This is a genomic window from Brevibacterium sp. SMBL_HHYL_HB1 (assembly GCF_018208375.1).
GTDB lineage: Bacteria > Actinomycetota > Actinomycetes > Actinomycetales > Brevibacteriaceae > Brevibacterium > Brevibacterium intestinavium.
Window position 1 is genome coordinate 3,300,400 of the sequence record NZ_CP062936.1, and the last position, 26,731, is coordinate 3,327,130.

24 protein-coding genes and 3 pseudogenes are annotated in these 26,731 nt (G+C 61.5%); 12 read left to right on the plus strand and 15 right to left on the minus strand.

The features are described 5' to 3' along the window. Window positions 1–13 precede the first annotated feature (13 nt). Complete coding sequence (locus IG171_RS15130) at window positions 14–1,051, minus strand: NAD(P)-dependent alcohol dehydrogenase (protein WP_212128192.1); 1,038 nt, start codon at window positions 1,049–1,051, stop codon at window positions 14–16. A 94-nt stretch (window positions 1,052–1,145) separates the two neighbouring features. Between IG171_RS15130 and IG171_RS15135 the strand changes: the two genes are divergently transcribed. Continuing rightward, on the plus strand, window positions 1,146–1,733 hold the full coding sequence (locus IG171_RS15135) for a TetR family transcriptional regulator (protein WP_212128193.1): 588 nt from the start codon (window positions 1,146–1,148) through the stop codon (window positions 1,731–1,733). Window positions 1,734–1,754: 21 nt separating this feature from the next. On the opposite strand, the gene IG171_RS15140 is transcribed toward IG171_RS15135, so the two are convergent. The 4 genes from IG171_RS15140 to IG171_RS15155 all read right to left on the minus strand — a co-directional run bounded on the left by IG171_RS15140 (window position 1,755) and on the right by IG171_RS15155 (window position 4,706). After that, a complete protein-coding gene (locus IG171_RS15140; RefSeq protein WP_212128194.1) occupies window positions 1,755–1,889 on the minus strand; it encodes a hypothetical protein in 135 nt (44 codons plus the stop codon). 49 nt (window positions 1,890–1,938) lie between these two features. Then, the gene (locus tag IG171_RS15145; protein WP_212128195.1) at window positions 1,939–3,486 is read right to left on the minus strand and encodes an aspartate ammonia-lyase; all 1,548 of its coding nucleotides are present in this window, start codon (window positions 3,484–3,486) and stop codon (window positions 1,939–1,941) included. A gap of 179 nt (window positions 3,487–3,665) precedes the next feature. After that, window positions 3,666–3,989, minus strand: coding sequence for a CHY zinc finger protein (locus IG171_RS15150; RefSeq protein ID WP_212128196.1), 324 nt, complete (start codon window positions 3,987–3,989; stop codon window positions 3,666–3,668). Window positions 3,990–4,130: 141 nt separating this feature from the next. Continuing rightward, on the minus strand, window positions 4,131–4,706 hold the full coding sequence (locus tag IG171_RS15155) for a nucleoside deaminase (RefSeq protein ID WP_212128197.1): 576 nt from the start codon (window positions 4,704–4,706) through the stop codon (window positions 4,131–4,133). Window positions 4,707–4,976: 270 nt separating this feature from the next. Between IG171_RS15155 and IG171_RS15160 the strand changes: the two genes are divergently transcribed. Then, entirely contained in the window at window positions 4,977–5,921 is a 945-nt protein-coding gene (locus IG171_RS15160) for a helix-turn-helix domain-containing protein (RefSeq protein WP_212128198.1), read from the plus strand. Then, the gene (locus IG171_RS15165) at window positions 5,918–6,454 is read left to right on the plus strand and encodes a dihydrofolate reductase family protein (RefSeq protein ID WP_212128199.1); all 537 of its coding nucleotides are present in this window, start codon (window positions 5,918–5,920) and stop codon (window positions 6,452–6,454) included. Before IG171_RS15160 ends, IG171_RS15165 begins: the two co-directional genes overlap by 4 nt. A 162-nt stretch (window positions 6,455–6,616) precedes the next feature. On the opposite strand, the gene IG171_RS15170 is transcribed toward IG171_RS15165, so the two are convergent. Next, on the minus strand, window positions 6,617–8,158 hold the full coding sequence (locus IG171_RS15170) for an FAD-dependent monooxygenase (protein ID WP_349252124.1): 1,542 nt from the start codon (window positions 8,156–8,158) through the stop codon (window positions 6,617–6,619). Window positions 8,159–8,239: 81 nt separating this feature from the next. On the opposite strand from IG171_RS15170, the gene IG171_RS19280 reads away from it, so the two are divergent. After that, the gene (locus IG171_RS19280) at window positions 8,240–8,887 is read left to right on the plus strand and encodes a TetR/AcrR family transcriptional regulator (RefSeq protein WP_212128201.1); all 648 of its coding nucleotides are present in this window, start codon (window positions 8,240–8,242) and stop codon (window positions 8,885–8,887) included. Between the two features lie 116 nt (window positions 8,888–9,003). Here the strand turns inward: IG171_RS19280 and IG171_RS15180 are convergent, their stop codons facing one another. Next, window positions 9,004–9,948, minus strand: a complete 945-nt coding sequence (locus IG171_RS15180; RefSeq protein ID WP_212128202.1) for a helix-turn-helix domain-containing protein — start codon at window positions 9,946–9,948, stop codon at window positions 9,004–9,006. 200 nt (window positions 9,949–10,148) lie between these two features. Here IG171_RS15180 and IG171_RS15185 point away from each other — a divergent pair, with 200 nt between their 5' ends. From IG171_RS15185 to IG171_RS15195, 3 genes and pseudogenes are all read left to right on the plus strand, one after another. Further along, the gene (locus IG171_RS15185; protein WP_212128203.1) at window positions 10,149–10,796 is read left to right on the plus strand and encodes an isochorismatase family protein; all 648 of its coding nucleotides are present in this window, start codon (window positions 10,149–10,151) and stop codon (window positions 10,794–10,796) included. Window positions 10,797–10,971: 175 nt separating this feature from the next. Beyond that, the gene (locus IG171_RS15190; protein ID WP_212128204.1) at window positions 10,972–12,018 is read left to right on the plus strand and encodes a DUF2891 family protein; all 1,047 of its coding nucleotides are present in this window, start codon (window positions 10,972–10,974) and stop codon (window positions 12,016–12,018) included. A gap of 118 nt (window positions 12,019–12,136) precedes the next feature. Next, window positions 12,137–12,345, plus strand: a pseudogene (locus IG171_RS15195) (IS1380 family transposase); the annotation flags it as partial. A gap of 427 nt (window positions 12,346–12,772) precedes the next feature. Here IG171_RS15195 and IG171_RS15200 read toward each other — a convergent pair. Then, window positions 12,773–13,609, minus strand: a pseudogene (locus tag IG171_RS15200) (ISL3 family transposase); the annotation flags it as partial. 133 nt (window positions 13,610–13,742) lie between these two features. On the opposite strand from IG171_RS15200, the gene IG171_RS15205 reads away from it, so the two are divergent. Further along, window positions 13,743–15,154, plus strand: a protein-coding gene (locus tag IG171_RS15205; RefSeq protein ID WP_212131495.1) for an IS3 family transposase whose coding sequence is annotated in 2 segments (ribosomal slippage) — window positions 13,743–14,091 and window positions 14,091–15,154 — 1,413 coding nt in all. Because the reading frame shifts where the segments join, the coding sequence is not laid out codon by codon here. A gap of 27 nt (window positions 15,155–15,181) precedes the next feature. Here IG171_RS15205 and IG171_RS15210 read toward each other — a convergent pair. From IG171_RS15210 to IG171_RS15225, 4 genes and pseudogenes are all read right to left on the minus strand, one after another. Continuing rightward, a pseudogene (locus IG171_RS15210) lies at window positions 15,182–15,664 on the minus strand (transposase family protein); the annotation flags it as partial. Between the two features lie 108 nt (window positions 15,665–15,772). Further along, a protein-coding gene (locus IG171_RS15215) for an IS3 family transposase (RefSeq protein ID WP_212131495.1) occupies window positions 15,773–17,184 on the minus strand; the annotation gives its coding sequence in 2 pieces (ribosomal slippage) (window positions 15,773–16,836 and window positions 16,836–17,184; 1,413 coding nt in all). 575 nt (window positions 17,185–17,759) lie between these two features. Further along, window positions 17,760–19,289 carry a DASS family sodium-coupled anion symporter gene (locus IG171_RS15220; RefSeq protein WP_212128205.1) on the minus strand — a complete coding sequence of 510 codons (1,530 nt, stop codon included), beginning with the start codon at window positions 19,287–19,289 and terminating at the stop codon, window positions 17,760–17,762. 85 nt (window positions 19,290–19,374) lie between these two features. Next, complete coding sequence (locus IG171_RS15225) at window positions 19,375–20,160, minus strand: aldolase (protein ID WP_212128206.1); 786 nt, start codon at window positions 20,158–20,160, stop codon at window positions 19,375–19,377. Window positions 20,161–20,262: 102 nt separating this feature from the next. Between IG171_RS15225 and IG171_RS15230 the strand changes: the two genes are divergently transcribed. Next, complete coding sequence (locus IG171_RS15230) at window positions 20,263–20,799, plus strand: XRE family transcriptional regulator (protein ID WP_212128207.1); 537 nt, start codon at window positions 20,263–20,265, stop codon at window positions 20,797–20,799. Window positions 20,800–21,202: 403 nt separating this feature from the next. Then, window positions 21,203–22,597 (plus strand): IS1380 family transposase, encoded by a 1,395-nt coding sequence (locus IG171_RS15235; RefSeq protein WP_249204272.1) that lies wholly within the window; start codon window positions 21,203–21,205, stop codon window positions 22,595–22,597. A gap of 588 nt (window positions 22,598–23,185) precedes the next feature. Here the strand turns inward: IG171_RS15235 and IG171_RS15240 are convergent. Further along, on the minus strand, window positions 23,186–23,416 hold the full coding sequence (locus tag IG171_RS15240) for a hypothetical protein (RefSeq protein ID WP_212128208.1): 231 nt from the start codon (window positions 23,414–23,416) through the stop codon (window positions 23,186–23,188). Between the two features lie 192 nt (window positions 23,417–23,608). Here IG171_RS15240 and IG171_RS15245 point away from each other — a divergent pair, with 192 nt between their 5' ends. Further along, complete coding sequence (locus IG171_RS15245; RefSeq protein WP_212128209.1) at window positions 23,609–24,028, plus strand: transposase; 420 nt, start codon at window positions 23,609–23,611, stop codon at window positions 24,026–24,028. Continuing rightward, window positions 23,989–24,855 (plus strand): IS3 family transposase, encoded by an 867-nt coding sequence (locus tag IG171_RS15250; RefSeq protein WP_212128210.1) that lies wholly within the window; start codon window positions 23,989–23,991, stop codon window positions 24,853–24,855. Before IG171_RS15245 ends, IG171_RS15250 begins: the two co-directional genes overlap by 40 nt. On the opposite strand, the gene IG171_RS15255 is transcribed toward IG171_RS15250, so the two are convergent. Both IG171_RS15255 and IG171_RS15260 read right to left on the minus strand, forming a co-directional pair. Beyond that, window positions 24,827–26,019, minus strand: a protein-coding gene (locus tag IG171_RS15255) for an IS3 family transposase (RefSeq protein ID WP_249203736.1) whose coding sequence is annotated in 2 segments (ribosomal slippage) — window positions 24,827–25,732 and window positions 25,735–26,019 — 1,191 coding nt in all. Because the reading frame shifts where the segments join, the coding sequence is not laid out codon by codon here. The genes IG171_RS15250 and IG171_RS15255 overlap by 29 nt on opposite strands. 158 nt (window positions 26,020–26,177) lie before the next feature. Continuing rightward, entirely contained in the window at window positions 26,178–26,486 is a 309-nt protein-coding gene (locus IG171_RS15260) for a hypothetical protein (protein WP_212128211.1), read from the minus strand. Window positions 26,487–26,731 lie beyond the last annotated feature (245 nt).

The following is a 26,731-nucleotide window of genomic DNA, read 5'->3' on the forward strand; positions in this document are numbered from 1 at the left end:
TCTAACGCCCGCCTCACCCGTCGAGGTCGGAGAGGTCGAGAATGAACCGGTAGCGGACATCGTTGCGGTGCAGACGCTCGAGGGCAGCAGCGACCTGCGACGAGGGAAGAACCTCGACGTCGGGGACGACCCCTGTGTCGGCACAGAAGCGCAGCAGCTCTGCGGTCCGCCCCCGGCCCCCGCTCCCTGCGGCACCGAGCCTCTTGCGCCCCATGAGAAGGTCGGTCACCGGCAGAGTCACCTCGCCGAGATATCCGAGCACTTCGAGAGTCCCGTCGAGCGCGACCAGCTCCAGATAGCGCGAGAGGTCGTGGGGCGCGGAGACTGTGTCGAGCACGACGTCGAAGCTCTCACGCGCCTGCCGCATCTGCTCCGAATCGGCAGAGACGATGAAGTCCTGCGCTCCGAGCCGATGGGCGTCGGCTCGTTTGCCTTCCGTGCGGCTGATCACCGTGGTCGTGGCCCCGAGCGCTGCGGCGAGTTTGACCGCAAGGTGGCCGAGTCCACCGAGCCCGACGACGGCGACGCGAGAATGCGAGCCGATGCCGAGCGCACGCAACGGCTCCCACACGGTGACTCCTGCACACATCAGAGGTGCGGCCGACACCGGGTCGAGCCCGTCGGGCAGACGGTAGGCAAAGGCCTCACGAACGACATACTCCCGTGAATAGGCTCCTTCGGTGATGGATGAATCATGACGGTCGGTGCCGCTGTAGGTCAGAGTGGGGAATTCGTGGCAGAAGTTCTCCTGCCCCAGCGCACACATCCCGCACTCCCCACAGGAGTCGACGATATTGCCCACTGCGACTGGGTCGCCGATGCGCAATGACGTCACCTCCACACCGATATCGGTGACGACGCCGGTGAATTCGTGTCCGGGCACGAGCGGAGCGGGCCCGGTGTGGTCCCGCAGCGCCTGCAGGTCGCTGTGACAGACTCCGCAGTACTCGACTCGCACCGCGACATCGTCAGGTCGCAGATCTCGACGCTCGATCGCCGCGAGCTCCAATCGGTTCGGGCCGGTGGCCCTCCAGCCGGTGGTCGTCCTCATTGCTGCATTCCTTAAACAGACTGTTCGGTCTATTCAGGGTAGGGCCCCACACCCGCCCAAGCAAACCAACCGTTCTGTTTGATATTCTGCCTGCATGCCTGCCCCACCACAGACCTCCCGCGGTGCCGCGACGTATCAACGCATCCTCGATGCCGCCACGAAGGAATTCGCTGAGCACGGAATCGCTGGGGCCCGCGTCGAACGGATCGTCACCGCGGCAAGGACGAACAAGGCCCAGCTCTACGCATACTTCGGAGACAAGAAGCGCCTCTTCCACACGATCTTCTTCAGCTCGCTGGACCGCATCACGGATGCCGTCCCCTTCGATGCCGACGACCTCGCCGATTGGGCCGTTCGCCTCTATGACGAGTACCTGCGTCGTCCCGATCTCATTCGGCTGGCCACTTGGTCGCGGCTGGAGTGCCGTCCCACCGGCTACCTCGCCGAGACTCACGAGGATTACGATGAGCCCAAACTCGCAGCCATCGCCGAGGCACAATCCGCGGGTCGGGTGCGCTCCGGCAACCCATTCGACATCATGGCCATCGTCATCGCGATGTCGACGGCGTGGTCGCCGGTCAGCAATGTCTACGCCGCAACCGGCGACGAGCCTGAGACAGTGCACGAATCACGACGGGCCCTGCTGCGTGACTGTGTCAGACGGGCTACGGCTCCCGAATGACGCGGCCTCGCGACCGGTCGCTCACCTCTGAAGCGGAGTCCGAACGCTTTCGCTCAGCACACGAGTGCGATAGCTGCGCGGCGATTCGCCCTCGCCTCTCTTGTACGCTGCACTGAAAGAACTCTCCGAGGAATACCCGAGCTCGCGGGCGAGCATCCGCAGACGAATGCCCTTCGAGCAGCCCCTGGTGACAGTCCGCCCTCGGTCACTCCTCCGGGTCGGCCACCACCGGGAGCTCTCCGGTCATCTCGTCCCGCGGCACCGATTCGGCGGAATCCGGGTCCGTCGTGACATTGTCATCGGCCGGCATTCCGGTCAGCCGTTCGGGTTTGAGGATCTCGCCGAGCTGTTCACGTTCGACTAGTCCGTGTTCGACGACGAGATCAGCGATGGATTCGTTCCTGGCCAGCGCCTCCTTGGCCAGCCTCGCCGCGGGGGCGTAGCCGACGACCGGCGCCAGCGCGGTGATCACCGTGACCGAACGATCCACGATGTCATCCAGCTGCCGCTCGTTGGCGGTGATGCCGTTGACGCAGTTGATGCGGAACGTCTGGCAGGCCCGCTCGAGCCAGGTGACCGACTGGAACAGGGAGTGAGCGATGATCGGCTCGAAGGCATTGAGCTGCAGCTGGCCGGCCTCGACGGCCATGGACACGGTGGCATCGGCGCCGGCCACGGAATACGCGACCTGGGAGACCGACTCGGGAATGACCGGGTTGACCTTGCCGGGCATGATCGACGAGCCCGCCTGCCGGGCCGGCAGATTGATCTCGCCGAGGCCGGCCTGCGGCCCCGAGGACAGCAGACGCAGGTCATTGGCGATCTTCGACAACTTCAGAGCGCTGCGCTTCAGCGCCCCGGAGAAGGTGATGAACACACCCGTGTCCGAGGTCGATTCGACGAGGTCACCGGCGGTGACGAGGTCGAGTCCGGTGATCTCGCGCAGGTGCTTGATCACCGCTTCCTTGTACCCGACCGGGGCATTGATCGAGGTGCCGATCGCGGTCGCGCCCATATTGACCTCGCCGAGGAGGGCGACGGCCTCTTCGAGCCGCTGGACGTCCTCGCGCAGAGTCGTGGCGAAGGCGTTGAACTCCTGACCCAGAGTCATCGGCACGGCGTCCTGGAGCTGAGTGCGGCCGACCTTGACGATATGGGCGAATTCGCGGCCCTTGGCGGCGAAGGCATCGGCCAGCAGCGTGAGCTCGCCCAGCAGGTTCTGCAGTGAGAACGCCAGGGCGATCTTGATCGCCGTCGGATAGGTGTCGTTCGTCGACTGGCTGTGGTTCGTATGGTCGTTGGGGTGGATGAACGCGTAGTCGCCCTTGGGCCGACCGGCGATCTCGAGGGCGCGGTTGGTGATGACCTCGTTGGCGTTCATGTTCGTCGACGTTCCGGCCCCGCCCTGGACGACACCGACGGCGAACTGGTCGTGCAGCTTGCCGGCCTTGATCTCCTCACAGGCGGCGTCGATAAGGTTCGCCCGCTGATCGTCGAGCGCCCCGATCTCGGCATTCGCCCTCGCCGCAGCCTGCTTGACGCAGGCGAAGGCGCGCACGAAGTCCGGGTAGACGGAGATGGGGCGGCGTGCGATGGGGAAGTTCTCATTGGCCCGAGCCGTATGCACTCCCCAATACGCAGTATCGGGGATCTCGAGACTGCCGATCGAATCGGTCTCTGTGCGAGTGGGCGAGGTCTGAGCGGTCAGAGGAGTGGAAGCGGTGGATGATGCGGAGGCATTCGACTCAGTCATAGTGGTTTCACACTCTCACACTTCGCCCGTGGACCGAAGCGGACCGGGCTGGCGGTGGACACTGCGGTGAGATTCCTGAGAGGAAGCGGACGACGGTAGGGAATTCGCCTGGTCGGACGGCCGTTTCGTCCGCCCATTCCGTGTCCGAAGCGGACGCTTCAGCCGCCTAGGATGCCAAGTCAGTTGCCGAAGTAGTAGTCCGAATGCGCCGCGCATCGGGGATTGAATGCGGCACCGCATTCCGTGCAGGCGTCGACGCTCTTGTACGTATCGATCGACAGTTCGGACCAGCACATTCCGCACAGGATCGCCGGCTGGTCGAACTGCTCGCGCGGCCACTGCTCGGCCGGGTGGTCGGTCGTCTCCGAGTGACAGAGATGGCAGGGGAAGTACCGGTCGCAGCAGAAGAAGCGGATCGCGATGATGTCGAGTCGGGTCCCGTAGTGGACGCACCGCGTGTGTTCGTCGACGGGCTTGCCGTGGACCTGGAGAGACCGGTTCATCGCTCACCTGCTTTCTGACAATCGGACCAGCGAGCCCCGCACGGCAGGCGCAAAAAGCGCACTTGGCTGGAGAGCTGCCCTGCAAGTCGACACCACGGTACCGTGACGAGAGGAGCGACAGCGAACACTGCCCCTCCTAGGTCAGTTCGTCCTACGAGTCCAGAACCCCTCATGAGCGGCTGCGGCTTCGTCCTCCAGCACTGGCCCGACGACCTCGATCACTCGCTGGCCGCGGGACAGAACCTCACGACAGGGAAGGTCGAAGGTCGGGTTCTCGGGATCATCTCCGGTCAGCTCCAGCAGCCGTCGCTCCGAGAGCGCGTAGACGATCCGGCCGATGCCCGTCCAATAGACGGCCCCGGTACACATCACGCAGGGTTCGGCACTTGTGTACAGCGTCGCTTCGGCCAGTTCTTCCGGAGAGCACTGTCGCGCTGCCGCCGATGCGGCCCGCAGCTCCGCGTGCTGTGTGGGATCACCGGTGGGAGGCAGCGAGTTGTTGCCTGCGGAAGCCAGCACGGTCCCGTCGGCTGCGACGACCGTCGAAGCGAAGGGATGGCTGCCGCGGTTCTTCGAGTCCTCAGCCAGTGAGATGGCCTTCCGCAGCTGGACAAGGTCCGATTCGCCGGCAGAGACGCGGCCTTCGGCCTCGTCCGACCGGGTGGTTGCTGAGGCCCCCGAAACTGCCGAGGAGGCTGCCGACTGTGCCTTTGTCATATCCGTATCCGTTTCTTCGTTGTTCTCGTTCGCGGCTGTCCTGTTGATGACTGCATTGTGCAGCACGGCGAAGATGGTCCAGAGGCAGATGCCCACACTGAGCGCTATCGTCACAATAAGGGAATCGTGCGTCCCCTCATATTTCGCACGCGCCAGCTCCGGATTCCTGCGGCAGTCGTCATTGCGGCCATGACGATCGCGTCTCCGCCGAGGACCGCATGAGCAAGATCGGTCGGGCGGAATGGGCCTTGCCCCGCCCATACTGGAGAAATGAACGAACGAAGATCAGGGCGCGACCGCGTCAGGGAGCTCTTGGACTCAGTCCTCGACGACTACGAGGAGGGCGCTGCCTTGGACAGCTTTGCTGCGAACGTGTTCTCTTCGACTTTCCACTTCAGCAGGCAGATCAGTCAGGCTGCTCGGGAATCCCCTTCGGCGTTGAGGCGTCGGGTCCTGCTTGAACGCGCAGCGTGGGAGCTGCAGCGTGGACGGACCGTCACTGACACGGCATTCGCTGCCGGATATGACTCGGTTGACGGGTTTTCGCGGGCGTTCTCTCGAGCGTTCGGCTGCCTTCCCAGCGTCATACCGTCAGTCGACGAACGTGGCCACTGGCTGCCGGCACCGAACGGAATCCACTTCCATTCCCCGACGGTGCTCTATGTCGATGCCGAGCAGGAGGAATCTGCTGGCGATGTCGTCGCCCTGATGGTCCGGCACGATCTCGAGGACACCGATGCGGTGCTGGCCGCAGCCGAGGCGGTTCCCGACGAGGAATACCGGCGTGAGAGGATGCCCGGTCATGAGGTGCTGCCGTGGGCCGGGGACGAATCCTCGCTCGCCGAGGTGGTTCGACATCTGGCTTTGGGCAAGCTCCCATGGCTCGCGAGCATCGCAGGTGAGGACGAACCCGACCTCGGAGGGGAGGTCGATGCTGTCAGTCTGCGCCGCCGGCACTCCGAGATCTCGGTGCGTTGGCTCGCCATGACCCGGGATGTCGAACGTCGAGGCGCGTGGGGCGATCGTGTCATCGACGCGCTCTGCGATCCGCCTGAGTCATTCCTGCTCTCGCAGATCCTCGCTCACGTCCTGACCTTCTCGGCGCATCGCCGACAGGTTGCTCGCTGGATGCTGGGGCAGTCCGGCATCGATACCGACCAACTCGACCCCGATCCGATCACTTGGCACCGACGCGTCTCTGGAGGATTGTCATGACTCGCTATCGCTATTACACCGCAACGACCCTTGACGGGTTCCTCGCCGACGATTCCGACTCACTCGATTGGCTGTTCAAACAGCACATCGATGAAGACGGACCGGGGAACACGACCGCGTTCCTCTCCGACGTGGGCGTACAGATCATGGGTTCGACCACGTATCTGTGGGTGCTCGAGCACGAACGGGCGTGGCTGCCGGAGATCCCCACCGTCGTCTTCACTCACCGCGACCTGGAACCGGCGAACGAGCACGTCTCGTTCGTCTCCGGCACACCAGCCGATCATCGCGGCGCGATCGAGTCCCTTGCAGACGGACGCGATGTGTGGGTGATGGGAGGCGGTGGATTGGCGGCGGAGTTCGCCGAGGCCGGTATGCTCAACGAGGTGATGGTCTCGATAGCGCCGGTGATGCTCGGCTCGGGCAAGCCGCTGTTCGGAGGTGCTTTCGACCTCGAGTTGCAGGAGTGCGAACGCAACGGCGATTTCGTCATCGCCAGGCACCGCGTGGTCGGGCCCTTGAACGTCGCCTGAAGCGAGTCCGCTCCAGCGCGGGTTGGGACTGCCCGCGCCGGATCGTCTCCGAAGGGGAGGGCCTGCCGAGGGAGCAGCATGACTTCGATTCATCGTGGATTCCATCCAGTCGTGAAGTCAGCCGGACCCTCAGCAGTCCCCTGCGGTCCGTCAATGGGGCGTTCAGCGGATGATCCGATGAGCGTGCAGCGCTGAACGCAGCATCGCCTGATCGGCCTCTCCTCCGGTGGCCGGTATGGCGGCAGCGACGTAGCCGTCGGGGCGGACGAGGTAGAGCCGATCGGAACGCAGCCGTCCGCGAGGATCGGGGCCGAAACGATGCGGGCCGTCAACCCAATCCGGAACGTCGGGTCGAGAAACTGGACTGTCGCCGTAACTGTGCAGTTGCCAGGTGAATGAACGCAGTGATTCGAGGTTGCTGTCCGCCCGTGGCAGCCGCAGACCGACGATTGCGTCGTCAGCCCAGCCCCGGCTCGCCGATTCGGCGGAGAGGAACCGATAGCGGATCCGGTACTGTCCGAGCAGTCCACCGGCTCGAGATCCCAAGGGGCCTTCGAGGATCCGCGGTGCGAGGCGGGCCATGACTGCACCGACTCCTCGTCGCAGCAGAGCGATCCCTCTTCCTCGACGAGCCATCACTCCGAAGGCCCGGTCAGTGACTTTGACCAGCTTGAGGGCGACGGGCCGACGCTCGCTCTCATAGCGGTCCAATGCCTGCTCGTCCACGTGCCCTCGGGCAACATCTGCGAGGAGGTTGGCCAAGTTGTGCGAGTCCTGAAGACCGGTGTTCATTCCCTGCCCCCCGACCGGTGAATGGACGTGGCCGGCATCCCCGGCCAAGAACATTGCTCCTCTGCGGAATCGTGAAGCCACTCGATGGTGGACTCGGTAGCTCGAGAACCAATCGACATGCGTATAGCTGATTCCCAGATCGGATCTCGCGCGGGCCAAGGCGGTTTCCTGGTCGATGGACTCCCCCGGCACCATAGAGATGATCCGCCCATGTCCGTTCGGGCCCAGCGGCAAGAGGACTGCGAATGATGCGTCTCCGAACCTCGTTGCCAGGGAATTCTCCGGCAGCCCCGAAACGCCGTGCAGATCGGCGACGTAGAAGGTCGCACCATTGGTGACGCCTTCGAACGAAGCCCCGATCTCTTGACGAATGGTCGAACCGGCACCATCAGCACCGATGCACCATCTCGCTCGAATGCGGAGGAGCCCGTCAGGACCATCTGCCAATGCCTCGAAACTGCTGTCGCCTGATCCACCATGCCTGAGGACTGCGATGAGCCGAGTTCCCCACCGCACTGGCGTACCCGCGTCATCCAACGCCGAGGACAGAAGCTCTTCATTGCGACTCTGCTCGAAGATCTGAATGCCGGGGAAGTCAGTCGACCCCGCCTGAGTCGATTCCAGGCTGAATCCGAGCAGACCTGCCTCCTGGCCGATCTGCATGCGACCAGCCGGATTCCCGCCGTCGAGCACCTTCTGGACAATCCCGAGCTGGTCGTAGATCTCCATCGACCTGGCCTGCACTGCCACGGCTCTCGACTCCCGGGTGGGTCCCGACTTGCTGTCGATCACGACAGACGGGATCGCCCTGCGGGACAATACCAATCCGGCCATCAATCCAGTGGGTCCGGCGCCCACGACCAAGACATCAGTATCAATGACTGGGAGATCATTCACTGTCACAGTGGCCACGAGCCACCCCCTCAGTTTGTGCGTGGCACGTTCTGCGTGCCGGTGGTGCGACCCGCGGTTCGGACCGCATGGACATTCTCGATGCGCAAAGACACTAAGTCAACACTTGTTGAATTCAGCTATGATGAGTTCATGGCGAAGAACGGAAAACGCACTGGCCGGCCAGCTGGCATGGGTGACACCAACAAGCGACGCTTGCTCGAAGCCGCTCGTGAACAGTTCTCGTCGCAGGGATTCCGCAGTGTGACGATGCGGTCGATCGCTGCTGAGGCTGGAGTCGACGTCGCGTTGATCGCTCATCACTTCGGGAGCAAGGAGGGGCTGTACGCCGCCACGGTCGAATTGCCCGAGTCGGCTCCCGAGATACTGAGATCAGCTCTGTCGGGGCCGCTGCACAGCCAAGGGGAGCAGCTCACTCGCGGATACCTTGGCCTGTGGGAGGATCCCTCGACGAGCGCGCAGATGCGCACATTGGCTCGATCATCACTGACTCGCGAAGGCACTGGCCAGCATTTGGCGAGCGCACTCATCGGTGCGGATGTCGACCCTGACATCGATGCGCTGGTTTCCGGTCGACGACGAGGATTCAGCTTCGCTATGACCCAGCTGATCGGCGTGGCAATCGCTCGATACCTCACCCGGCTTCCATATGTGACTGAGCTCGACTTCGAAGCTCTTGTATCCCATACTTCCCCGGCGGTTCAGTTGCACTTGAACGCCAAGGAATGAATGCGGCAATACCCCAGGATCCGATCGGCGGAGTCTTCGACATCCCGGAGTCCGACTCCTCGGCGGCGGACGCAGCCCGTCCGACGCCCTCCGGGCTCGTGTCCGCCCCTCGCCGTTCACGCGGAGGCGTCGAAGCGACGGCGGTAGTCCGAAGGAGTGGTGCGGAAGGCCTCGGCGAAGTTCTGGCGAAAGGTCGTTGCGCTGCCGAAGCCGCAGTCTGCGGCAATGCGGTCGATCGGGTGATCGGTGGTCTCGAGCAATCGGCGAGCCTCGTCGAGGCGGCGTGAGCGCACCCAGGCGGCGGGGGTGGTTCCGGTGGAGCGACGGAACGCCCGGACGAAGGCCCGCGAGCTCATATGCCCGGCGGCCGCGAGACGGTGGACGGGCAGGGGCTCATCGAGGCGGTTGAGCGCCCACACGAGAACGTCAGCGATCGGATCGTCGGCGCCGTCCGGCAGCGGACGCTGGATGTACTGCGCCTGCCCGCCATCGCGGTGTGGGGCGATGACGAGACTGCGGGCGATGCGATTCGCCGCAGACGCGCCGAGGTGGGTCCTTACGATGTGAAGGCAGGCGTCCAGCCCGGAGGCCGTGCCCGCCGAGGTGATGACATCGCCGTCGTCGATGTAGAGGACCGCCTCATCGACGCTCAGGCTCGGGTGGAGTTCGGCGAGGAGGTCGAACGCGTGCCAATGGGTGACGACCCGGCGGCCGGTGAGCAGCCCCGCCTCGGCGAGGGGGAATGTCCCCAGGCACAGCCCCACGACAGTCGCCCCGTGGTCGTGCTCCCGCGTGAGCAGTCGACGAAGTCCGGCGGTCGCCGGGCGTCCGTCGTCATGCCATGAGGGAACGACGACGATGTCGGCCTTCGCGGCTGCCTGCGGTCCGTTGAGCCCGCCGATCTCGTAGCCCTCGGCCGTCCGGATGGGCCCTGCGTCGTCGGAGAACACCAGCGTCTCCCAGGGCGCCAGCCCCTGTCGGGAGACCTCGTCGAAGACCATCTGCGGAACCGACAGGTGGAACATGGTGATGCCGTCGAACGCATAGATGGCGATCCGCATGACTGTCTGCCTCCTCATCGGCGGGCCTCGACCGATCGCTGCGCGCCGGCGTGGCGACGGGCGGAGGACCCGCTATTGGCGTGAATCCATTGGTATTGGGTCATTCTGCCAGTGGTTGGGACGTCCGGCAGCCGCGAGAGTAGGAAGAGCCGCCCTTTCAGGCGGTGACCCACTCGTCGATTCGACTGCTAGGAGAGCTCATGTCCACCCCTCAGCGCGCACTCGTCCTCGTTGACATCCAGCAGGACTACTTCAACAACAGCCCCCTGATGATCCGATATCCGAATCGTGAGGATTCACTCGCGAAGATCACCGAAGCCATCGACGCCGCTGTTGCCGCTGACATCCCCGTCATCATGGTCCAGCACACGGAAGGTCGGGGTGCACCCGTGTTCGACCCCGACAGCCCGGGATTCGCAGTCCGCGATGAGGTTCTCCGGCGTCGACAGGACAGCTGGAAGACCGTGGTCAAGGAATTCGGCTCTGTATACGCCAACACCGATGTGGCCCAGTGGCTGCGTGAGAGGAACGTCGACACCGTGACACTGGTCGGGTACATGACGAACAATTGCGTTCTCGCCTCGGCGGTCGAAGGCGAAGGGCTCGGGTTCAGCACGGAAGTCCTCAGCGACGCCACCGGAGCGATCAACATCGCCAACGACGCCGGCTTCGCTGATGCGGAGACGGTGTACACGACGTTGATGACCGTGCTCAATTCGAACTTCGCCGCCGTGGCCACGACCAGTGACTGGGCCGCTGCTCTCGACGCGGGACGGACGCTGCCCAGGAGCGACCTCGGCAGCTCGGCGATCGCGGGTGCCGAGCAGGCACGGATCGTCGGAGTCTGAGCGACCGGGCCCGGGGCATGAGCGCACAGCGACACCTCGAACGGGCGTTATCGATGGTCTCTGACTGAATTCCAGATGGATGGAGTCCAATGAAATGGCAGAATCACGGTATCGGAGTCGGTGACCGCCGACGACGTCGCAGGAAGAGCTTTCCCGAGTTCAAACAGGAGCGCAGATGCCGTCACCGGAGCATTTCATCCACCCCTTCGCCGAGGTGGCGCTGAGCAACATCACGCGCGAGTATCCGTACGCGGCCCACCATGTCGCGCGCAGTCTCGCCGACATCGTGCCGGCTGTTGAGAAGAATCCGGCATTCGCGAATTCCTATGACTGGCACTCGAGCGTGCACATGCACTGCCTGCTCGCTTCGCTGCTCGGCACCAAGCTGGGACGAACGGCGAACTGGCGCGACGAGGCCATCGAGGTGCTTTCAACGCATCTGAGTGAAAGGAATATGCTCGCCGAGGCGGACTTCCTCCGTGACAATCGCTCGTGGGAGCGACCGTACGGTTGGGCATGGGCCGTCGAGCTCAATCGAGTGCTCAATGCCAGCGAACTGCCCGAACTGCATGCACTCGGCAAGAACACTCAGGTGCTCGCCGATACTGTTTTCGAGCTGGTGTCGACCTGGTTGCCGAAGGTAGCCGAACCTGTGCGTCACGGGGTCCACTCGAATACGGCTTTCGGGCTGCGTCGCATCCTCGTGGGCGCCCGAACAGCGGAACGCCACGATGTCGTCGACGTCATTGCCGGTGCCGCCCGTCGCTTCTATGCCGAAGACGCGGCGTGGAACTTCGCTCAGGAGCGCAGCGGCCACGATTTCCTCTCGCCCGGGTTGTGCGAAGCCGACCTCATGGCCGAAGTCCTCACCGAAGACGAGCAAGCCGCGTGGCTGCCCGGGTTCCTCTCCGACCTCACACCCGAGTCACCGGCGCTGACTCCGGTCAAGGTGCATGACCCGAGTGATGGTCAGCAGAGCCATCTCTACGGACTGGGCTTGTCCGTGGCAGCCTCAGTGATGCGCTTGGCCCCACAGCTCGAGGCGACCGCCGAACACACCGGCGATGACTCACTCATGGAGCAGGCCAAAGGAATGCTCGCCCGCGTCGACGACCTCATGGCTCCTGGCCTCGAGGCAGCCGTGTCGGACGAATACATGTCCTCGCACTGGGTGGCGACGTTTGCGTGGGAGGCTTTCGAAGCAGCGAGACTGGCGGACTAGCCTCAGGATTTCATGTTTAGGGTCGTCCGACGGGTGGACCGCTAAGAGAAAAGTGCTCCTGACCAGGATTGATGGCGTTTGCGACGACATCAATCCACGGAAAGGGAGCACTCTCAGAGTGAAGCCTACCCGCATCTACCCTCGCTTGCACATCGATACCGCACCCAGCAATGCCGTCGGCCAAGTCGGTTAACTGCTGCTGACTGAAACCGTGCATGTCAGTGGGCTCGGCCACCACCTGAAACAGGCCACGGCGGCGGGAAGAAGCACTTCCCCATCCACGACCCGGCCAAGGTCTTCATCGGCATTGCCATCACTTTGGCTCTCGCGGATGACGAGATGCGTCAATGGGAGCCGAAGAGACTGCGTATGCATCTCTACACGATCCCAGCCACGATCGCCAGGACGGCCCGCCGGGTGGTGGTGCATGTGAAGAACACAGCCCGCTCCGGTGCCATCGTTGCCGGACTCAACCGACTGCGAGCCTTACCAGGGCCCGAGCCCGGATGACGAGGAAGTGCCCGAGTTCGCATCGAGTAGAGGAAGGCCTTTGGGGGTGGGATCCCCACTCAGCCGTGGCGTCACACGGTGATCGCGTCATACCCACGTGGCAGAATCAGAGTCCAATAGGCGCTCAAGCCCGAGCATCATGATCGCGCGCCCACCCATGAAAAATCGAGGCTAGAAGAGCTCGTGAAGGTATCCCAGTCCTTTCTGCAGGAAACGGCTGAGAACAGTAACGGAGTTATCGGGCTCATCGTAATTGAGAGTGTAGGACCGGTCTGAAGCCACCGGACTCGAGCAGACACCTCGCGATGTAATGCGTGAGGTTGCGGAATCCCAGCGCGGACCCGCGTAGATGCTCGAGTCTGCCGTTGATCGCTTCAGTGGGACCGTTCGACGTTCCCGGTCGGGTGAAGAATGCGAGCACATCAGCAGCTCGACGCTTCAACGTTCGTCCTAACCGTTTGAGCTCGACAAGTTCGGGTGGCAGATTCGTTGTCAGGGCGTCGATGACCGTTTGCAAGAGTCTCTTGCCCTCTTTGCAGTCCGCGGTTCGGTAGGCGCTGACAATGTCTTGGTAGACAGCCCAGGTGACTTCGACTTCGGTGAAGTTCGGGTCAGCGAAGAGGTTCGCGATTCTTTCCTGCTGCTTGGTCGTGAGTAAGCTGCTGCCCGTGTGAAGAGTTCTTCTTGCCCGGTACAACGGGTCCTTTGCTCGTCCGCGATGGCCGGTTGTCTCCTGCTGAACTCGGCGACGTACCTCGTCGAGGGCATCACCGGCGAGTTTGACGACGTGGAAGGGGTCCATGACTTCCACAGCGTCGGGCAGCTCCTCAGCTGAGGCTGTTTTGAAGCCGGAGAATCCGTCCATCGCGACGACGTCGATGCCCTCACGCCATTCTTTCGGTCGGTCTTTCAACCATTGTTTGAACACCTGCTTCGAACGGCCAGCCACCATGTCGAGCAGACGTGCCGAGCCTGTTCCCTCGCTGATCGGGGTGAGGTCGATGATGACGGTGACGTACTTGTCACCACGCCGGGTGTGCCGCCATACATGCTCGTCGACACCAATGACGCTGACCCCGTCGCCCTGCGTGTCAGGGTGAGTTGAGTCCACCGGTTCATAGCAAGTCCGCCTTAGCAGGGCGAGATCAGGAACAACCACGATGAGTATCTCGACTCTCTCCCCATCATCAACTCCGATCGGCGATGATGGAACGATGAACCCTCGCCACCCACGCGCTGATGGTCCACGCCGACGTACCTTCACCCCCGACCAAAAACTCGCCCACCTGACCGCGTACGAAGAAGCCTGCAGGCAGCAGCAGGGAGGAGCCTACCTGCGCCGTGAGGGGCTGTATTCCTCGCTGATCACCGAATGGCGCAGACTGCGCGATGCGGGTGTCTTGGATGGAAAGAAGCCCGGTCAGGCGGTCGGGAAGCCGAGCAAGGATCAGGCTGAGATTGCCCGGTTGCGCCGCGAGCTCGAGCAGACCCAGCAGCGTTTGGACCGCACGGAGACGGCATTGGAGATTATGGGAAAAGCACGCGCGCTCTTGGAAGAGACCTCCAAGAGCGCGGATACCGAGACCAGGCGGAAGAAGCGCTGATGAACGCCTACACCGAGCTGACCGTCCACGGCTTGAGTACCCGGGGCGCGGCTGGGCTGACCGGTATCGCGCGGTCGACCGCGGCACGCCGCCGCAGACGTTCAGGCCCGCCTGTACCGCGGGAGGTGGTCCCGGCCAACCGGCTCGACTGCACTGAACGAGCGCATGTGCTGGCCGTGCTCAACAGTGCTGAGTTCGTCGATTCCACCCCGATGCAGGTCTTCGCCACTCTCCTCGACCGGGGCGTCTACCTCTGCTCGATCTCGACGATGTATCGGATCCTGGCCGAGCATGCCCAGGTCAGAGAACGTCGACGGCAGGCCAGGCATCCTGCCCGAGCGGTGCCGGAACTGGTCGCTGACGGGCCGGGACAGGTGTATACGTGGGACATCACCAAGTTGGCCGGACCGACCCGGGGTGTGTACTACGACGCCTATGTGATGATCGATATCTACTCCCGCTACATCGTTGGTGCTCATGTCCATGCTCGTGAGTCCGGACCGTTGGCTCAGGAGATGATGGCCGAGGTGTTCGGCATCCACGGCATCCCACAGGTGGTCCATGCCGACCGGGGCACGTCGATGACGTCGAAGTCCGTGGCTACACTGTTGGCCGATCTGGAAGTGACCAGATCGCATTCGCGGCCGAAGGTCTCCAACGACAATCCCTATTCCGAAGCGTGGTTTAAAACGTTGAAGTATGCGCCGGTCTTTCCCGAACGATTCGGGTCTTTGGCTGGGGCGCGAGGGTTCATCGACGAGTTCGTGTCCTGGTATAACCATGAACATCACCACCAGGGACTCGGTCTGCATACGCCGGCCGATGTCCACTACGGACTCGCAGCGGCCAAGGCGAATGAACGCGCTGACGTCCTCGCCGCGGCCCGGGCGGCTCATCCTGAACGGTTCGCCACGAACGCACCCCCGAAGGTCCTCGACCTCCCTGCGGCTGCCTGGATCAACAAGCCCGTCGAGAGCACGACTGACGACGACCGCCAGCAGGTTGAGCTACCAGCTGCCTAACTCCCGCTGGTCTCACTCACCTTGACAAATTCCGTCGAAACGGGTCGGGTCGTTGATCAACAACCGCTTACCTTCAGCGAGGACGGCGGAGTTCGCGGTGTGCCAGGACACGGCGAGTTTCGCAGCGATGACGGACACGGTGTCGTGATCGATGACGAGGGCACGCAACGCCCAGTCGAGGCCGGTTCGCGAGATCTTCGCTCGTGGTGGCGCCGCAGCTGTGGTGTCTTGACGCCAGACGCGGCCACACTCGACGCATTTGTAACGGCGGAGGCGAATGTGAAGCGTGGTTGGTCGGTGGCCGAAAGGTTCGTGGGCCAGCTGGCGGACGACGGTGTCGCGAATGATCCCGTGGCCGCCGCACCGTCGGCACCAGTCATCAGCAGTGTTTGGCTGGCATTCCAGGATGGCCTTTTGCCCGGTGATGTTTTGGCCGGTGCAGGTCAGATCGAGGGTGTCGAGTCGGCAGAATGTCGTAAGGTCAGGGGTCGAGAAAGTAGGCTTGGCCACGTCGAGGTCTTTCGGATGGACTGTGTGAGAACTTCCATCATCGGAAGACCTCGACGTCTATCCGCGCAGCGACGCGGAATTTGTCAAGGTGAGTGAGACCAGCGGGAGTTAGGCAGCTGGTAGCTCAACCTGCTGGCGGTCGTCGTCAGTCGTGCTCTCGACGGGCTTGTTGATCCAGGCAGCCGCAGGGAGGTCGAGGACCTTCGGGGGTGCGTTCGTGGCGAACCGTTCAGGATGAGCCGCCCGGGCCGCGGCGAGGACGTCAGCGCGTTCATTCGCCTTGGCCGCTGCGAGTCCGTAGTGGACATCGGCCGGCGTATGCAGACCGAGTCCCTGGTGGTGATGTTCATGGTTATACCAGGACACGAACTCGTCGATGAACCCTCGCGCCCCAGCCAAAGACCCGAATCGTTCGGGAAAGACCGGCGCATACTTCAACGTTTTAAACCACGCTTCGGAATAGGGATTGTCGTTGGAGACCTTCGGCCGCGAATGCGATCTGGTCACTTCCAGATCGGCCAACAGTGTAGCCACGGACTTCGACGTCATCGACGTGCCCCGGTCGGCATGGACCACCTGTGGGATGCCGTGGATGCCGAACACCTCGGCCATCATCTCCTGAGCCAACGGTCCGGACTCACGAGCATGGACATGAGCACCAACGATGTAGCGGGAGTAGATATCGATCATCACATAGGCGTCGTAGTACACACCCCGGGTCGGTCCGGCCAACTTGGTGATGTCCCACGTATACACCTGTCCCGGCCCGTCAGCGACCAGTTCCGGCACCGCTCGGGCAGGATGCCTGGCCTGCCGTCGACGTTCTCTGACCTGGGCATGCTCGGCCAGGATCCGATACATCGTCGAGATCGAGCAGAGGTAGACGCCCCGGTCGAGGAGAGTGGCGAAGACCTGCATCGGGGTGGAATCGACGAACTCAGCACTGTTGAGCACGGCCAGCACATGCGCTCGTTCAGTGCAGTCGAGCCGGTTGGCCGGGACCACCTCCCGCGGTACAGGCGGGCCTGAACGTCTGCGGCGGCGTGCCGCGGTCGACCGCGCGATACCGGTCAGCCCAGCCGCGCCCCGGGTACTCAAGCCGTGGACGGTCAGCTCGGTGTAGGCGTTCATCAGCGCTTCTTCCGCCTGGTCTCGGTATCCGCGCTCTTGGAGGTCTCTTCCAAGAGCGCGCGTGCTTTTCCCATAATCTCCAATGCCGTCTCCGTGCGGTCCAAACGCTGCTGGGTCTGCTCGAGCTCGCGGCGCAACCGGGCAATCTCAGCCTGATCCTTGCTCGGCTTCCCGACCGCCTGACCGGGCTTCTTTCCATCCAAGACACCCGCATCGCGCAGTCTGCGCCATTCGGTGATCAGCGAGGAATACAGCCCCTCACGGCGCAGGTAGGCTCCTCCCTGCTGCTGCCTGCAGGCTTCTTCGTACGCGGTCAGGTGGGCGAGTTTTTGGTCGGGGGTGAAGGTACGTCGGCGTGGACCATCAGCGCGTGGGTGGCGAGGGTTCATCGTTCCATCATCGCCGATCGGAGTTGATGATGGGGAGAGAGTCGAGATACTCATCGTGGTTGTTCCTGATCTCGCCCTGCTAAGGCGGACTTGCTATGAACCGGTGGACTCAACTCACCCTGACACGCAGGGACGCGCCGTGTCCTGGAATCACCGATCTACACTCTCTTTTACGAAGAGCCAGTTATCGTCTCCGACCTGCCTCACATTTTCGAGGTCATCGAGAACGTGTACCTTCCTCAACTTCTTCTGCCCCCAGCAACGACAACCGTCGTATTCCATGAGTTGTACAAGCGCATTGGCGAGGACCCGAGCACGTGGACTGCAGTGTTAATGCCTCACACTGGAGAAGGCGTTGCCCACTACGAGGACCTGCTCCTCTAACCACCTTGAGGCCCTGCACCAGGGTAATGCAGGGCCTCTTCTGTACCCACCTGTAAACAATGCCTACACCCCCAACAGAGGGCCGGCGTGCATTCCATGCTCGGTCCCGAATATAAGGACCCACGGCACCTTAGAACATGAACCGGAACTCGGAAAAGCTATGAACCTATCTAACGAGATTCGCTCTAGCGTTAGCTGAGTACGAGCGGGGCTGAGAAGGGTATAACCAAGGCGATGATCAGAAGACTGACTACGTCGAAAGCAATGCCGGTACGGACCATGATCCGCAATGGTAGTTTTCCTGATCCAAATACAATTGCGTTCTGAGTCGTTGAGACCGGCAGCATGAAACCAAGGGTGGCGGCCAGAGTCGCTGTCAGTCCAACGGCGACGGGATCGGCACCGCTGGCAAGAGCAATAGGCAGCGTGATTGGAACCATGACTAGGGTGGCGGCCGTATTGCTTGCCAGCTCTGAAAACGCCAGAGCCATTAGCGCTGCAACCAGCAAAATGACCCACGGTGCGCTACCGCCTACCCAGTCGCCGACGGCGTCTCCGATAACTTGGGCAAGACCTGTGGACTCGAGCGCGGCACCGAGGACGAGGCCGCCAGCGAACAGCATAATCGTTCCCCAGTCGATCTTTTTGCCACTCGTCCATGTAAGAACCGTGGGAGAGGAAGGATCTCCTGAGGGGAGGAAGAACAACAGCGTGGCTCCTGCAATCGCAACTACTCCTTCATTGAAGTGTGCGGCGAACCACTGAGTGGCACCTGCGTTATCACCCGCAATGATGCGAACGATGCTTGGTAGAATCCAAGCTAGCGCCGTCACCGCAAGCACTGATATTGAAAGCTTTTCCGCCCGCGATATCGGTCCTAGCTCTTTTGATTCGCGAGCGAGCACTTGGTGCAGCCGGTCCGTATTGATGTTCTTGTACGGGTTGATAAGAGGAACCACAACCAGCATCGCGACGAAGAGACAAATGGCGACTGGGGCCGTGATCAACGTCCAGTCCAAAAACGCAATCTTTTGGCCAGTGGCGTTTTCGACAAGTTCGATGCCAATAAGGTTTGGTGGACTTCCAATGGGGGTGAGCATCCCGCCGATGCTGGATCCATAAGTGAGCGCAAGCAGTAGCCCAGCACCCATGTGGACGATGTCTGCTTTTCGTCGGTCTTTCTGCTCGTTGATGATGTCGGATATCACGACGATCATCCCCAGCCCGGTTGGTAGCAGCATCGCTACTGTGGCGGTGTTGGAGATGACTGTTGATAGAATTGCGGAGGCTCCGCCCAACGCGGCGATGAGACGCCAAGGCCTACGCGATACCCAGGGGTAAGAAAGTAGGCGGAGAGCGAACCGCCGCCCAGCTCCGTGAACCAGCATTGCTTGGGCGATCATGAATGCGCCAATGAACGTCAACAGTGTGGTTGAACCCATCGGTTTTATGAGTTCGTCGGCTTCTCCTGCGCCGAACAGAACTAGCAGTGCCACTGCGAGTAGGCTCGAGATTGGCAGGGGCAGTGCTTCAGTGAACCAGAGGATTACGACACCAAGTCCGACAGCTGCGACGACTTGCTGTGGCCAGGTGAGCTGAAGCGGTAGAACCAGCACGAGGATCAGAACCAGCGGACTAGTAACCAGTCCGACTTTGCTAGCTTTAGAAGGTGAAGTTTGCGGTGTAGTTGTTGCCTGCGAGACGTCATTGTTCGTCGGCATCTGTAGTCCTTTGGTAGTGGACGGGCAGCCCCCGGCCCGGAGCAGAAACTAAATGGTGCGCTCCGGGCAGAGTGCTGATAGAGACCTATTTGTTCAGTGCATCCGGATGATTTTTCAGTGCCTTGCGCGCGTAGTAGCCGAAGTTTGCTGAGCTGCGTTTTGGCGTCAGGGTCCAATCATGCGCTTCTCTTGCTAGCCGTTCAGGAAGCGGTTTAATCTCACCTGCGCTCATCGCCGCTAGCTGAAGCTGTGCGCCCCGCTCGATCAGGACTGCCAACGAGCAGGCTTCTTCAACACTTGCACCAGCAACGACTTGACCGTGGTGGGCAAGGAGAACTGCCTTCTTGTCTCCGATGGCCGAGCTGATAAGTTCGCCCTCTTCATTTCCTACTGGGACTCCCGGCCAGTCAGGTACGAATGCGCAGTCGTCATAGAGAGGCGCGATGTCCATCTGCGATACCTCTAGCGGTACTTCGAGCATGGATAGAGCGGCCACATGGAAGGGGTGGGTATGCACGACGCAATGGACATCGGGTCGCGCGCGGTAGATCCAGCTGTGGAATCGGTTAGCTGGATTGGCCATGCCGTCGCCTTCGAGGACGTTGAGATCCTCGTCGACGATGAGAAGGTTTTTTTCGGTAATCTCGTCAAAACCGAGCCCCAGACGCTGCGTGTAGAAGGTGCCAGGCTCTTCTGCGCGGGCAGTGATCTGTCCAGCGAGACCGGAGTCATGGCCAGCATCGTAGAGCGCCCGGCACGTCAGCGCTACTTTTTGGCGAGTAGTCCAGGAACCGTCCTCAATATGAGCTTCCATTCCCTCGTGGGCGCGATTCATCAATGCGGACTTCGTGTCATTCATGGTGGATGCCATGTTGATTCTCCTTTGAATGTCGTGAGCAGGACACACCGTTGACTATATGACACCTCGTGTCATGATACAAGGGCCCGAAGGTTGACCAGGTAGTATCGATTTGTGGAAACAAAGAATAGGGGCCTGTCTCGGATCCGGGCCTTACGGCAAGAGCGAGGGCTCTCGCTGGGAACGCTGGGGGACCGGACCGGGTTGAGCAAGAGTTATCTTTCGAAAGTCGAACGAGGCCATAGCACTCCGTCAATTGCCGCTGCTCTGAAAATCTCGGACGCGCTCGGTGTCGATGCCAGCCGCTTATTTGTCGAGGACGGCAAGCAAACCGCCGTTGCAATTGACAGGCATCAAGATCAACCGAAAGCTGTTCAACTTCGCCCCTTGGGGTCCGAAATGCTGGGCAAGCTGATGTCTCCGTTCGTGCTTCGACCGGGCATGGACTTCGCGCCCCACGAATCGAATCACTCGGGTCAGGAACTGATCTTTGTTCATCAGGGCGAGATCGAGGTGCATTATGACGACGACTATGTGGTGCTTTGTGCTGGGGACAGTGCCTATCTCGATGCGACCTTGACGCATCGCTTGCGAAGCACTTCTGACGCAGAAGCTCAAGTGGTAGTCGTAACGGTTGCGGACCGCTCCTAAGCTCGAGGCCGAATCTTCGGACGAAGAAGCCGTAGTAGACCCACCCGCTGTGAGTTTCAACGGGAATGGCGAGGCGCTCTGTGCTAGTGAGCTGTCTCGTATGGCAAAGACGATGAAGCGTCGCCGCGAGTGCACTTCTGCAACGGTTGGTGACACTGCGGTCGAACTTGCAGGTTCTTAATCGATTCAGACACCCGTCAACGTCAGCCGCACGCCCTCAATGCTCGTCACTTGGCCGACCGGCACAGTTAAGCCTTGATCCACCGATGCAAGTAGCTGGATCAAGCCGCGTATGAAATGGAAATGCCCCCTCTGAACTGGGAAAATGGTGATGTTCAAAGTCAACCAATCCCGCCCAGAAAGGGGCACCTCTCAGGTGCTATTCAATCACACCCCCACGGCTGTGTCCCACTCCTTCGACGATAGGAATCTCACCGCCGCCACCGGGCTGGTCCCGATCATGACACTGGCCCAGAACGCCGGCCTGCCAGACCTCGCCGAAGACCGTCTGACCGTGACGACGACCGGGGCTGACAAGGGCGCGAACCCGGCCCCGAAACTGGCCACTCTCATCGCGGGAATGGCTGCCGGGGCCGACTCGATCGATGACATGAACATCCTCCGCCACGGCGGCATGAAACACCTTTTCGACCGCGTCTACGCTCCCTCGACCCTGGGGTCGTTCCTGCGTTCGTTCGCCTTCGGCCACGTCCGGCAACTCGATGCGATCTCCTCCCGTTTTCTGACTAACCTCAACGCGCACACACCGCTGCTGCCCACGAACCAGGACAGTGCACAGGCGTCAATGATCTTCGTCGATGTCGACGACACCGTCATCGACGTCCATTCCGCGAAAAAGCAGGGAGCCGGGTTCGGCTACCAAGGCAGTCGTGGACTCAACGCACTGTTAGCGACCGCGTCGACGCGCGACTCCAGCCAGATCATTGTCGGCCAGCGTCTGCGCAAGGGCTCAACCTCCTCAGCCCGGGGTGCTGACAAATTCGTCTCTGACGCCCTGGCCACCACAACCCGAATCGACTCTGGCACTTCGGTGTTGGTGCGCGCTGATTCGGCATACTACTCATCAGGCGTAGTCAAAGCCGCCCAAGACGGCGGGGCGGATGTGTCGATCACGGTGCGGATGGACAAAAGAGTCAAAGCAGCGATCGGGGCGATCCGCGACGACGCATGGACGGGCATCGAATACCCTGAAGCGATCTACGACGAGGAGACCGGGGCATGGATTTCGAAGGCCGAAGTCGCTGAGGTCCCGTTCACCGCGTTCACCTCGAAGAAAAAGGCACTGCAAACGACGGGGCGTTTGGTGGTCCGCCGTATCCCTGAACTCAACGAAACTAAACGCATGAGTGGGCAAGACCCATTGTTTGACTTGTTCCGGTATCACGCGTTCTTCACCACCGTCGACCGGACTCGTTTCGACACTGTTGCTGCTGATCACACGCATCGCAAGCACGCGATCATCGAACAGATCAATGCGGAGCTGAAGAACGGTGCTCTGGCGCATATGCCCTCCGGGGTGTTCAACGCCAACGCCGCGTGGGTGACGATAGCGGCGATCACTCACAACCTGCTACGGGCTGTTGCCGGACTCATCGGTGGACGGATGAGCAAAGTCCGCGCTCCGACGCTGCGGACACGGATCATCAGCATTCCGGCTCGGATAGCTCATCGGGCCAGGAAACTGATTATGCATCTGCCCTCGAAGTGGCCGTGGGCAGATGAATTCTCACGACTCTGGCAAGCAGCGTTGAGCCCACCAAGGACAGCATTGTCCTGACCGATTCGCTCTTGCTTCGAGCACGATGCCGCGGGGTCTGGAGGAGACCTTCGGAAACTTTTGTGGAAGAGACTGGTGAGAGACCGGGGCAATGTCTCCTGCCCGCTCACCGATTCCGCGCTCGAATCCGAGCGAGCCCCTGGCATCAAGCAGATCGGTGGATCAAGGTTAAGGGGAACCCGTTTGCTTTTCCAGGAAGCCCCTATGACTCAACCGTTCTCAACGACACTCACCACCCTCATGAACGAGTACCTGTTGGGACCGAAGTCTCGTGATCTGTGCACCTCTTTTGCCTCTCCGAACGTGCAGGCAGCCGATCTGCAGCGAAGGCCGCAGAACTATTCGACCGCGCCTCTCAGCAAGCCATAGCCGCACAAGAACTGGATTCTCACGGGGTAGGTGGCACATCCCTCACCAGCGGACCGACTTCCGAGGAAATGCGGCAAACCAGCGAGGAATCGTTCAAGCTCGCGAAGCTTGCCGACGTCATAGGGAAGAGATCGCCGAGGCCGCTCTCGTGTTCTTCGAACGGCTGGAAGAACGTATCGGAGCTAAGCGATCCGCTCAGATTTAACAGCTGCTCGACCCTCAGAAGCCTTGACGGTGGACACCCTGGCCGTGACCTTGCTGCCAGACGGATTTGCTGCCCAGATCTTCAATCCGCAGTTCGTTATGAGCATGCGTACCGACCGCGATCTCGCGTTCATTCGAACTCACGAGATGTATCACCTGTTGATGCGCCCCCTGTAGGGAGACCGGGGCTTGAACGATCCGGTGTACACCACCGCCCAGAAAGCCGTCATCAATGAGCGTGTCCAACGTCTGATGATACCATCCGGTACCCCCCCCCCCCGATCCAGCGCGAGATGCCTTTCGCTTTCAACACGGACAAGGGTAAGTACGAAGAGACTGGTGTAAAGCCATACACTGTCTTCGAGCGGTACTGCAAGGTGGATCGCCCCGGGGATAATGGAGGCAGGGAGATTGGAAGAAGGAGATTCTCTCTTACCATTGAAATACACCGACGAACTCAAGGCGCGTGCTGTCGAGCTCGTCATCCATGCCCAAGCCGACCCTGACACCGCGAACGGAGCGATCACCCGTGTCGCGAACGAACTTGGCTTGAGCAAAGAAACCCTGCGTGTGTGGGTGCGTAAGCACAAAGAGTCCGGCAAGGCGACACCGGCTGAGTCGGTCGACCTTGAAGCCGAGAACCGTCGGTTACGGGCCGAGTTGGCCGAGGCGAAGCGGGCCAATGAGATCCTGCGTCGGGCGTCGGCTTTCTTCGCGGCGGAGCTCGACCGCCCATCAAAGAGGGGGCACCTCCCGCTTGCGGAGGAATCGTCGATTTCATCGACGATCATCGTCACGAGTTCGGCATCACACCAATCGTGCGCGCCCTATCCGGGACGGCGGCACGGATTGCTGTGAGCTCGTATTGCGCGTTTAAGAAACGTCAGCCATCTGCCAGGGCCCGCCGGGACCAGGCGCTGATGGCGGTGATCAGAGATGTCTATGAGGCGAACTATTCCTGCTACGGGGCACGGAAGATGTGGAAGGCAATCAACCGCGAGTACGCCGATCGGTTCGCCCCTGTTGCTCGGTGCACGGTGGAGCGGTTGATGCGCCAGTTGGGCATCGACGGCATCCGGCGGAGACGGAAGCGTCCGAAGACAGCCTCAGCCAGGGCTGAGGAATGTCCGGATGATCTCGTCGAACGCGAGTTCACAGCACCTGGTCCGAACTGCGTTTGGGTTGCCGATATTACGTATGTTCTGACGCAGGCTGGGTGGGTGTACACGACGTTCATCCTGGATGTGTTCCATCGTGAGATCGTCGGTTGGCAGGTGACGAACCATATGCGGGAGTCCCTGGCTAGGGACGCTCTGACGATGGCTTTAGCTGCGAAGTATCGGGCTGGTGAAGACGTGTCCGGGCTTGTCCACCACAGCGACCGCGGCGTTCAGTTCCGGTCGATTCGCTACGGCGAGACCCTGGCGGAGTCAGAGATCGTGGCGTCTGTGGGGTCGCGTGGGGACTCCTATGACAACGCGATGGCCGAGGCGCTGAACTCGGTCTATAAGGCTGAACTCATCGATCGGAAGGTGTGGTCGGGACTGGTTGAGGTGATGGTGGAGACGTCGAAATGGGTGGCTTGGTGCAACCAGACACGGTTGCATTCAGCAATTGACTACGGGACTGATGCAAGTAGAGGTGACAATTCGGGTGTCACGCTGCGACTGCAGGTGACCCAATAATTGCTTCGTACTCGACAGGTGTCAAACGACCTAACCGGGCTTGCCGCCGACGACGGTGATACGTCTGCTCGATCCACGTCACGATCGCGATTCTCAACTGCTCCCGACTCACCCACCGGCGACGGTCGAGAACGTTCTTCTGCAGCAGGGCGAAGAATGACTCCATGGCCGCGTTGTCGCCAGCAGCACCGACCCGGCCCATCGACCCAACAAGGCCGTGGCAAACCAGACTCTGAGTGAATTTCCTTGATCGAAACTGACTGCCACGGTCGCTGTGTACCGTGCATCCGCCCACATCACCACCCCTGCGGACCACGGCCATCTCGAGAGCGTCAACAGCCAACCGGGCCTTCATCCGCGCACTCATCGAGTAGCCGACGATCCGTGACGAGTAGACGTCCTTGATCGCACAGAGGTACAGCTTGCCCTCATCGGTGTGGTGCTCCGAAATGTCGGTCAACCAGAGCCGATTCACGCCATCGGCTGTGAACTCGTGCCGGGTCCGACCGTCCTCGTCGACCACGGCACACAGGTCGTCGTGGACGGGTGGACCGGGCTTCTTTCCATTCTTGCCCCGGCCCTTGCCGAAGGCTGAGAACCAGGAGTTGGTCGAACACAACCGCCACGCGGTGCGCACTGCCATGGGATGGCCGGCCGACTCTGCTTCATCGGCGAGGTATCGGTATCCGAACTCGGGATCGTCGCAGTGGGCGTCGAACAGGGCGTTGGCCCGGTACGCTTCGACGATGTCGGCTTCAGGGACCGGTGTGGCCAGCCACCGGTAGTAGGGCTGGCGCGAGAGCTTCAAGACCCGGCACGACACCGCGACGGGGATCCCGTCGGCGGCGAGCTCTCTCACGAGCGGGTAGAGCCTTTTGACGGCAGATTCGCCTGTGACAAGTAAGCGGCTGCACGGCGCAGGACTTCGTTCTCTTGCTCCAGCAGGCGAGTCCGCCGCCGCAGCTCCCGCAGTTCAGCGGATTCGTCGGTGGTATTGCCGGGCTTGTTACCAGCATCGATCTCGGCCTGGCGGAGCCATTTCGCGATGGTGCCTTCGTGGACGCCGAAGTCCTTGGCGATCTGTCCGATCGTGGTCTTCTCGTCGCGGTTCAAGGCCACGCGGACGACGTCATCGCGGAACTCTTTCGGGTAGGGCTGAGGCATGGTGTCTATCCTTCCAGACTTGCCTGTGTACAAGCCAGATCAGATGTCACCAAACCCTGCATCAGTCCCTACCGCCCGCCCATCGAGGTCCATTCTGAATGGACCAACCAGTCCGCGACTGAACCCGCGGCTGCTTAGGAAACCAAGAAAAGGAGCCTCTACGAAACCCGGAGCTTGACAATGACGTCGGACCCGAGCCTGGTGTACACGCTTCGGATCGTGTCGATGAGCAGCCCGGATCTGCTGGACATCACGACTGCTGATGACACTCGAGGTTTGTCTACGGTGTCGAAGTCGAGTCTCGCCTGTCCAGGGTCACGCAGTTTGGCTTTGCCGACCTCGACGAGAGCGGCGAGGTCTTCGGGTGTGTGGGCTGCCCCGAGGTGCTCGACGATCCGGTAATTCCCGCCAGTCTTATCAGCGATCTGCACGGCTGTAGCGCCCGACGCGGTGGGTACCTTGCGCACGAAAGGGCTCATACCCCCATGATACGACTCAAATTAGTTACCCAAACCCCAGACGCACAACCGCCTGACCAGGAGGAATATGTTCGGTGGCCCCGAAAACCTCACCTACTTGTGCAAGTCAGGTCGAACGGCAAAAGACCCTGCAGGGACCGCAGACTCAACCGGCGGTGAAGTGGCTCACCACCGCAATAGTGTAAGGGCGTCAGGACTTTGCGAATGCCGTTGCGCGGCGCTATTCGAATCTC

Coding starts and splice junctions, on each gene's coding strand:
- IG171_RS15190 (WP_212128204.1), top strand. CDS start 10,972: ATGCCGTCACCGGAGCATTTCATCCACCCCTTCGCCGAGGTGGCGCTG.
- IG171_RS15145 (WP_212128195.1), bottom strand. CDS start 3,486: ATGACTGAGTCGAATGCCTCCGCATCATCCACCGCTTCCACTCCTCTG.
- IG171_RS15150 (WP_212128196.1), bottom strand. CDS start 3,989: ATGAACCGGTCTCTCCAGGTCCACGGCAAGCCCGTCGACGAACACACG.
- IG171_RS15225 (WP_212128206.1), bottom strand. CDS start 20,160: ATGGCATCCACCATGAATGACACGAAGTCCGCATTGATGAATCGCGCC.
- IG171_RS15155 (WP_212128197.1), bottom strand. CDS start 4,706: ATGACAAAGGCACAGTCGGCAGCCTCCTCGGCAGTTTCGGGGGCCTCA.
- IG171_RS15220 (WP_212128205.1), bottom strand. CDS start 19,289: ATGCCGACGAACAATGACGTCTCGCAGGCAACAACTACACCGCAAACT.
- IG171_RS19280 (WP_212128201.1), top strand. CDS start 8,240: ATGCGCAAAGACACTAAGTCAACACTTGTTGAATTCAGCTATGATGAG.
- IG171_RS15165 (WP_212128199.1), top strand. CDS start 5,918: ATGACTCGCTATCGCTATTACACCGCAACGACCCTTGACGGGTTCCTC.
- IG171_RS15180 (WP_212128202.1), bottom strand. CDS start 9,948: ATGCGGATCGCCATCTATGCGTTCGACGGCATCACCATGTTCCACCTG.
- IG171_RS15160 (WP_212128198.1), top strand. CDS start 4,977: ATGAACGAACGAAGATCAGGGCGCGACCGCGTCAGGGAGCTCTTGGAC.
- IG171_RS15140 (WP_212128194.1), bottom strand. CDS start 1,889: ATGCTCGCCCGCGAGCTCGGGTATTCCTCGGAGAGTTCTTTCAGTGCA.
- IG171_RS15130 (WP_212128192.1), bottom strand. CDS start 1,051: ATGAGGACGACCACCGGCTGGAGGGCCACCGGCCCGAACCGATTGGAG.
- IG171_RS15185 (WP_212128203.1), top strand. CDS start 10,149: ATGTCCACCCCTCAGCGCGCACTCGTCCTCGTTGACATCCAGCAGGAC.
- IG171_RS15135 (WP_212128193.1), top strand. CDS start 1,146: ATGCCTGCCCCACCACAGACCTCCCGCGGTGCCGCGACGTATCAACGC.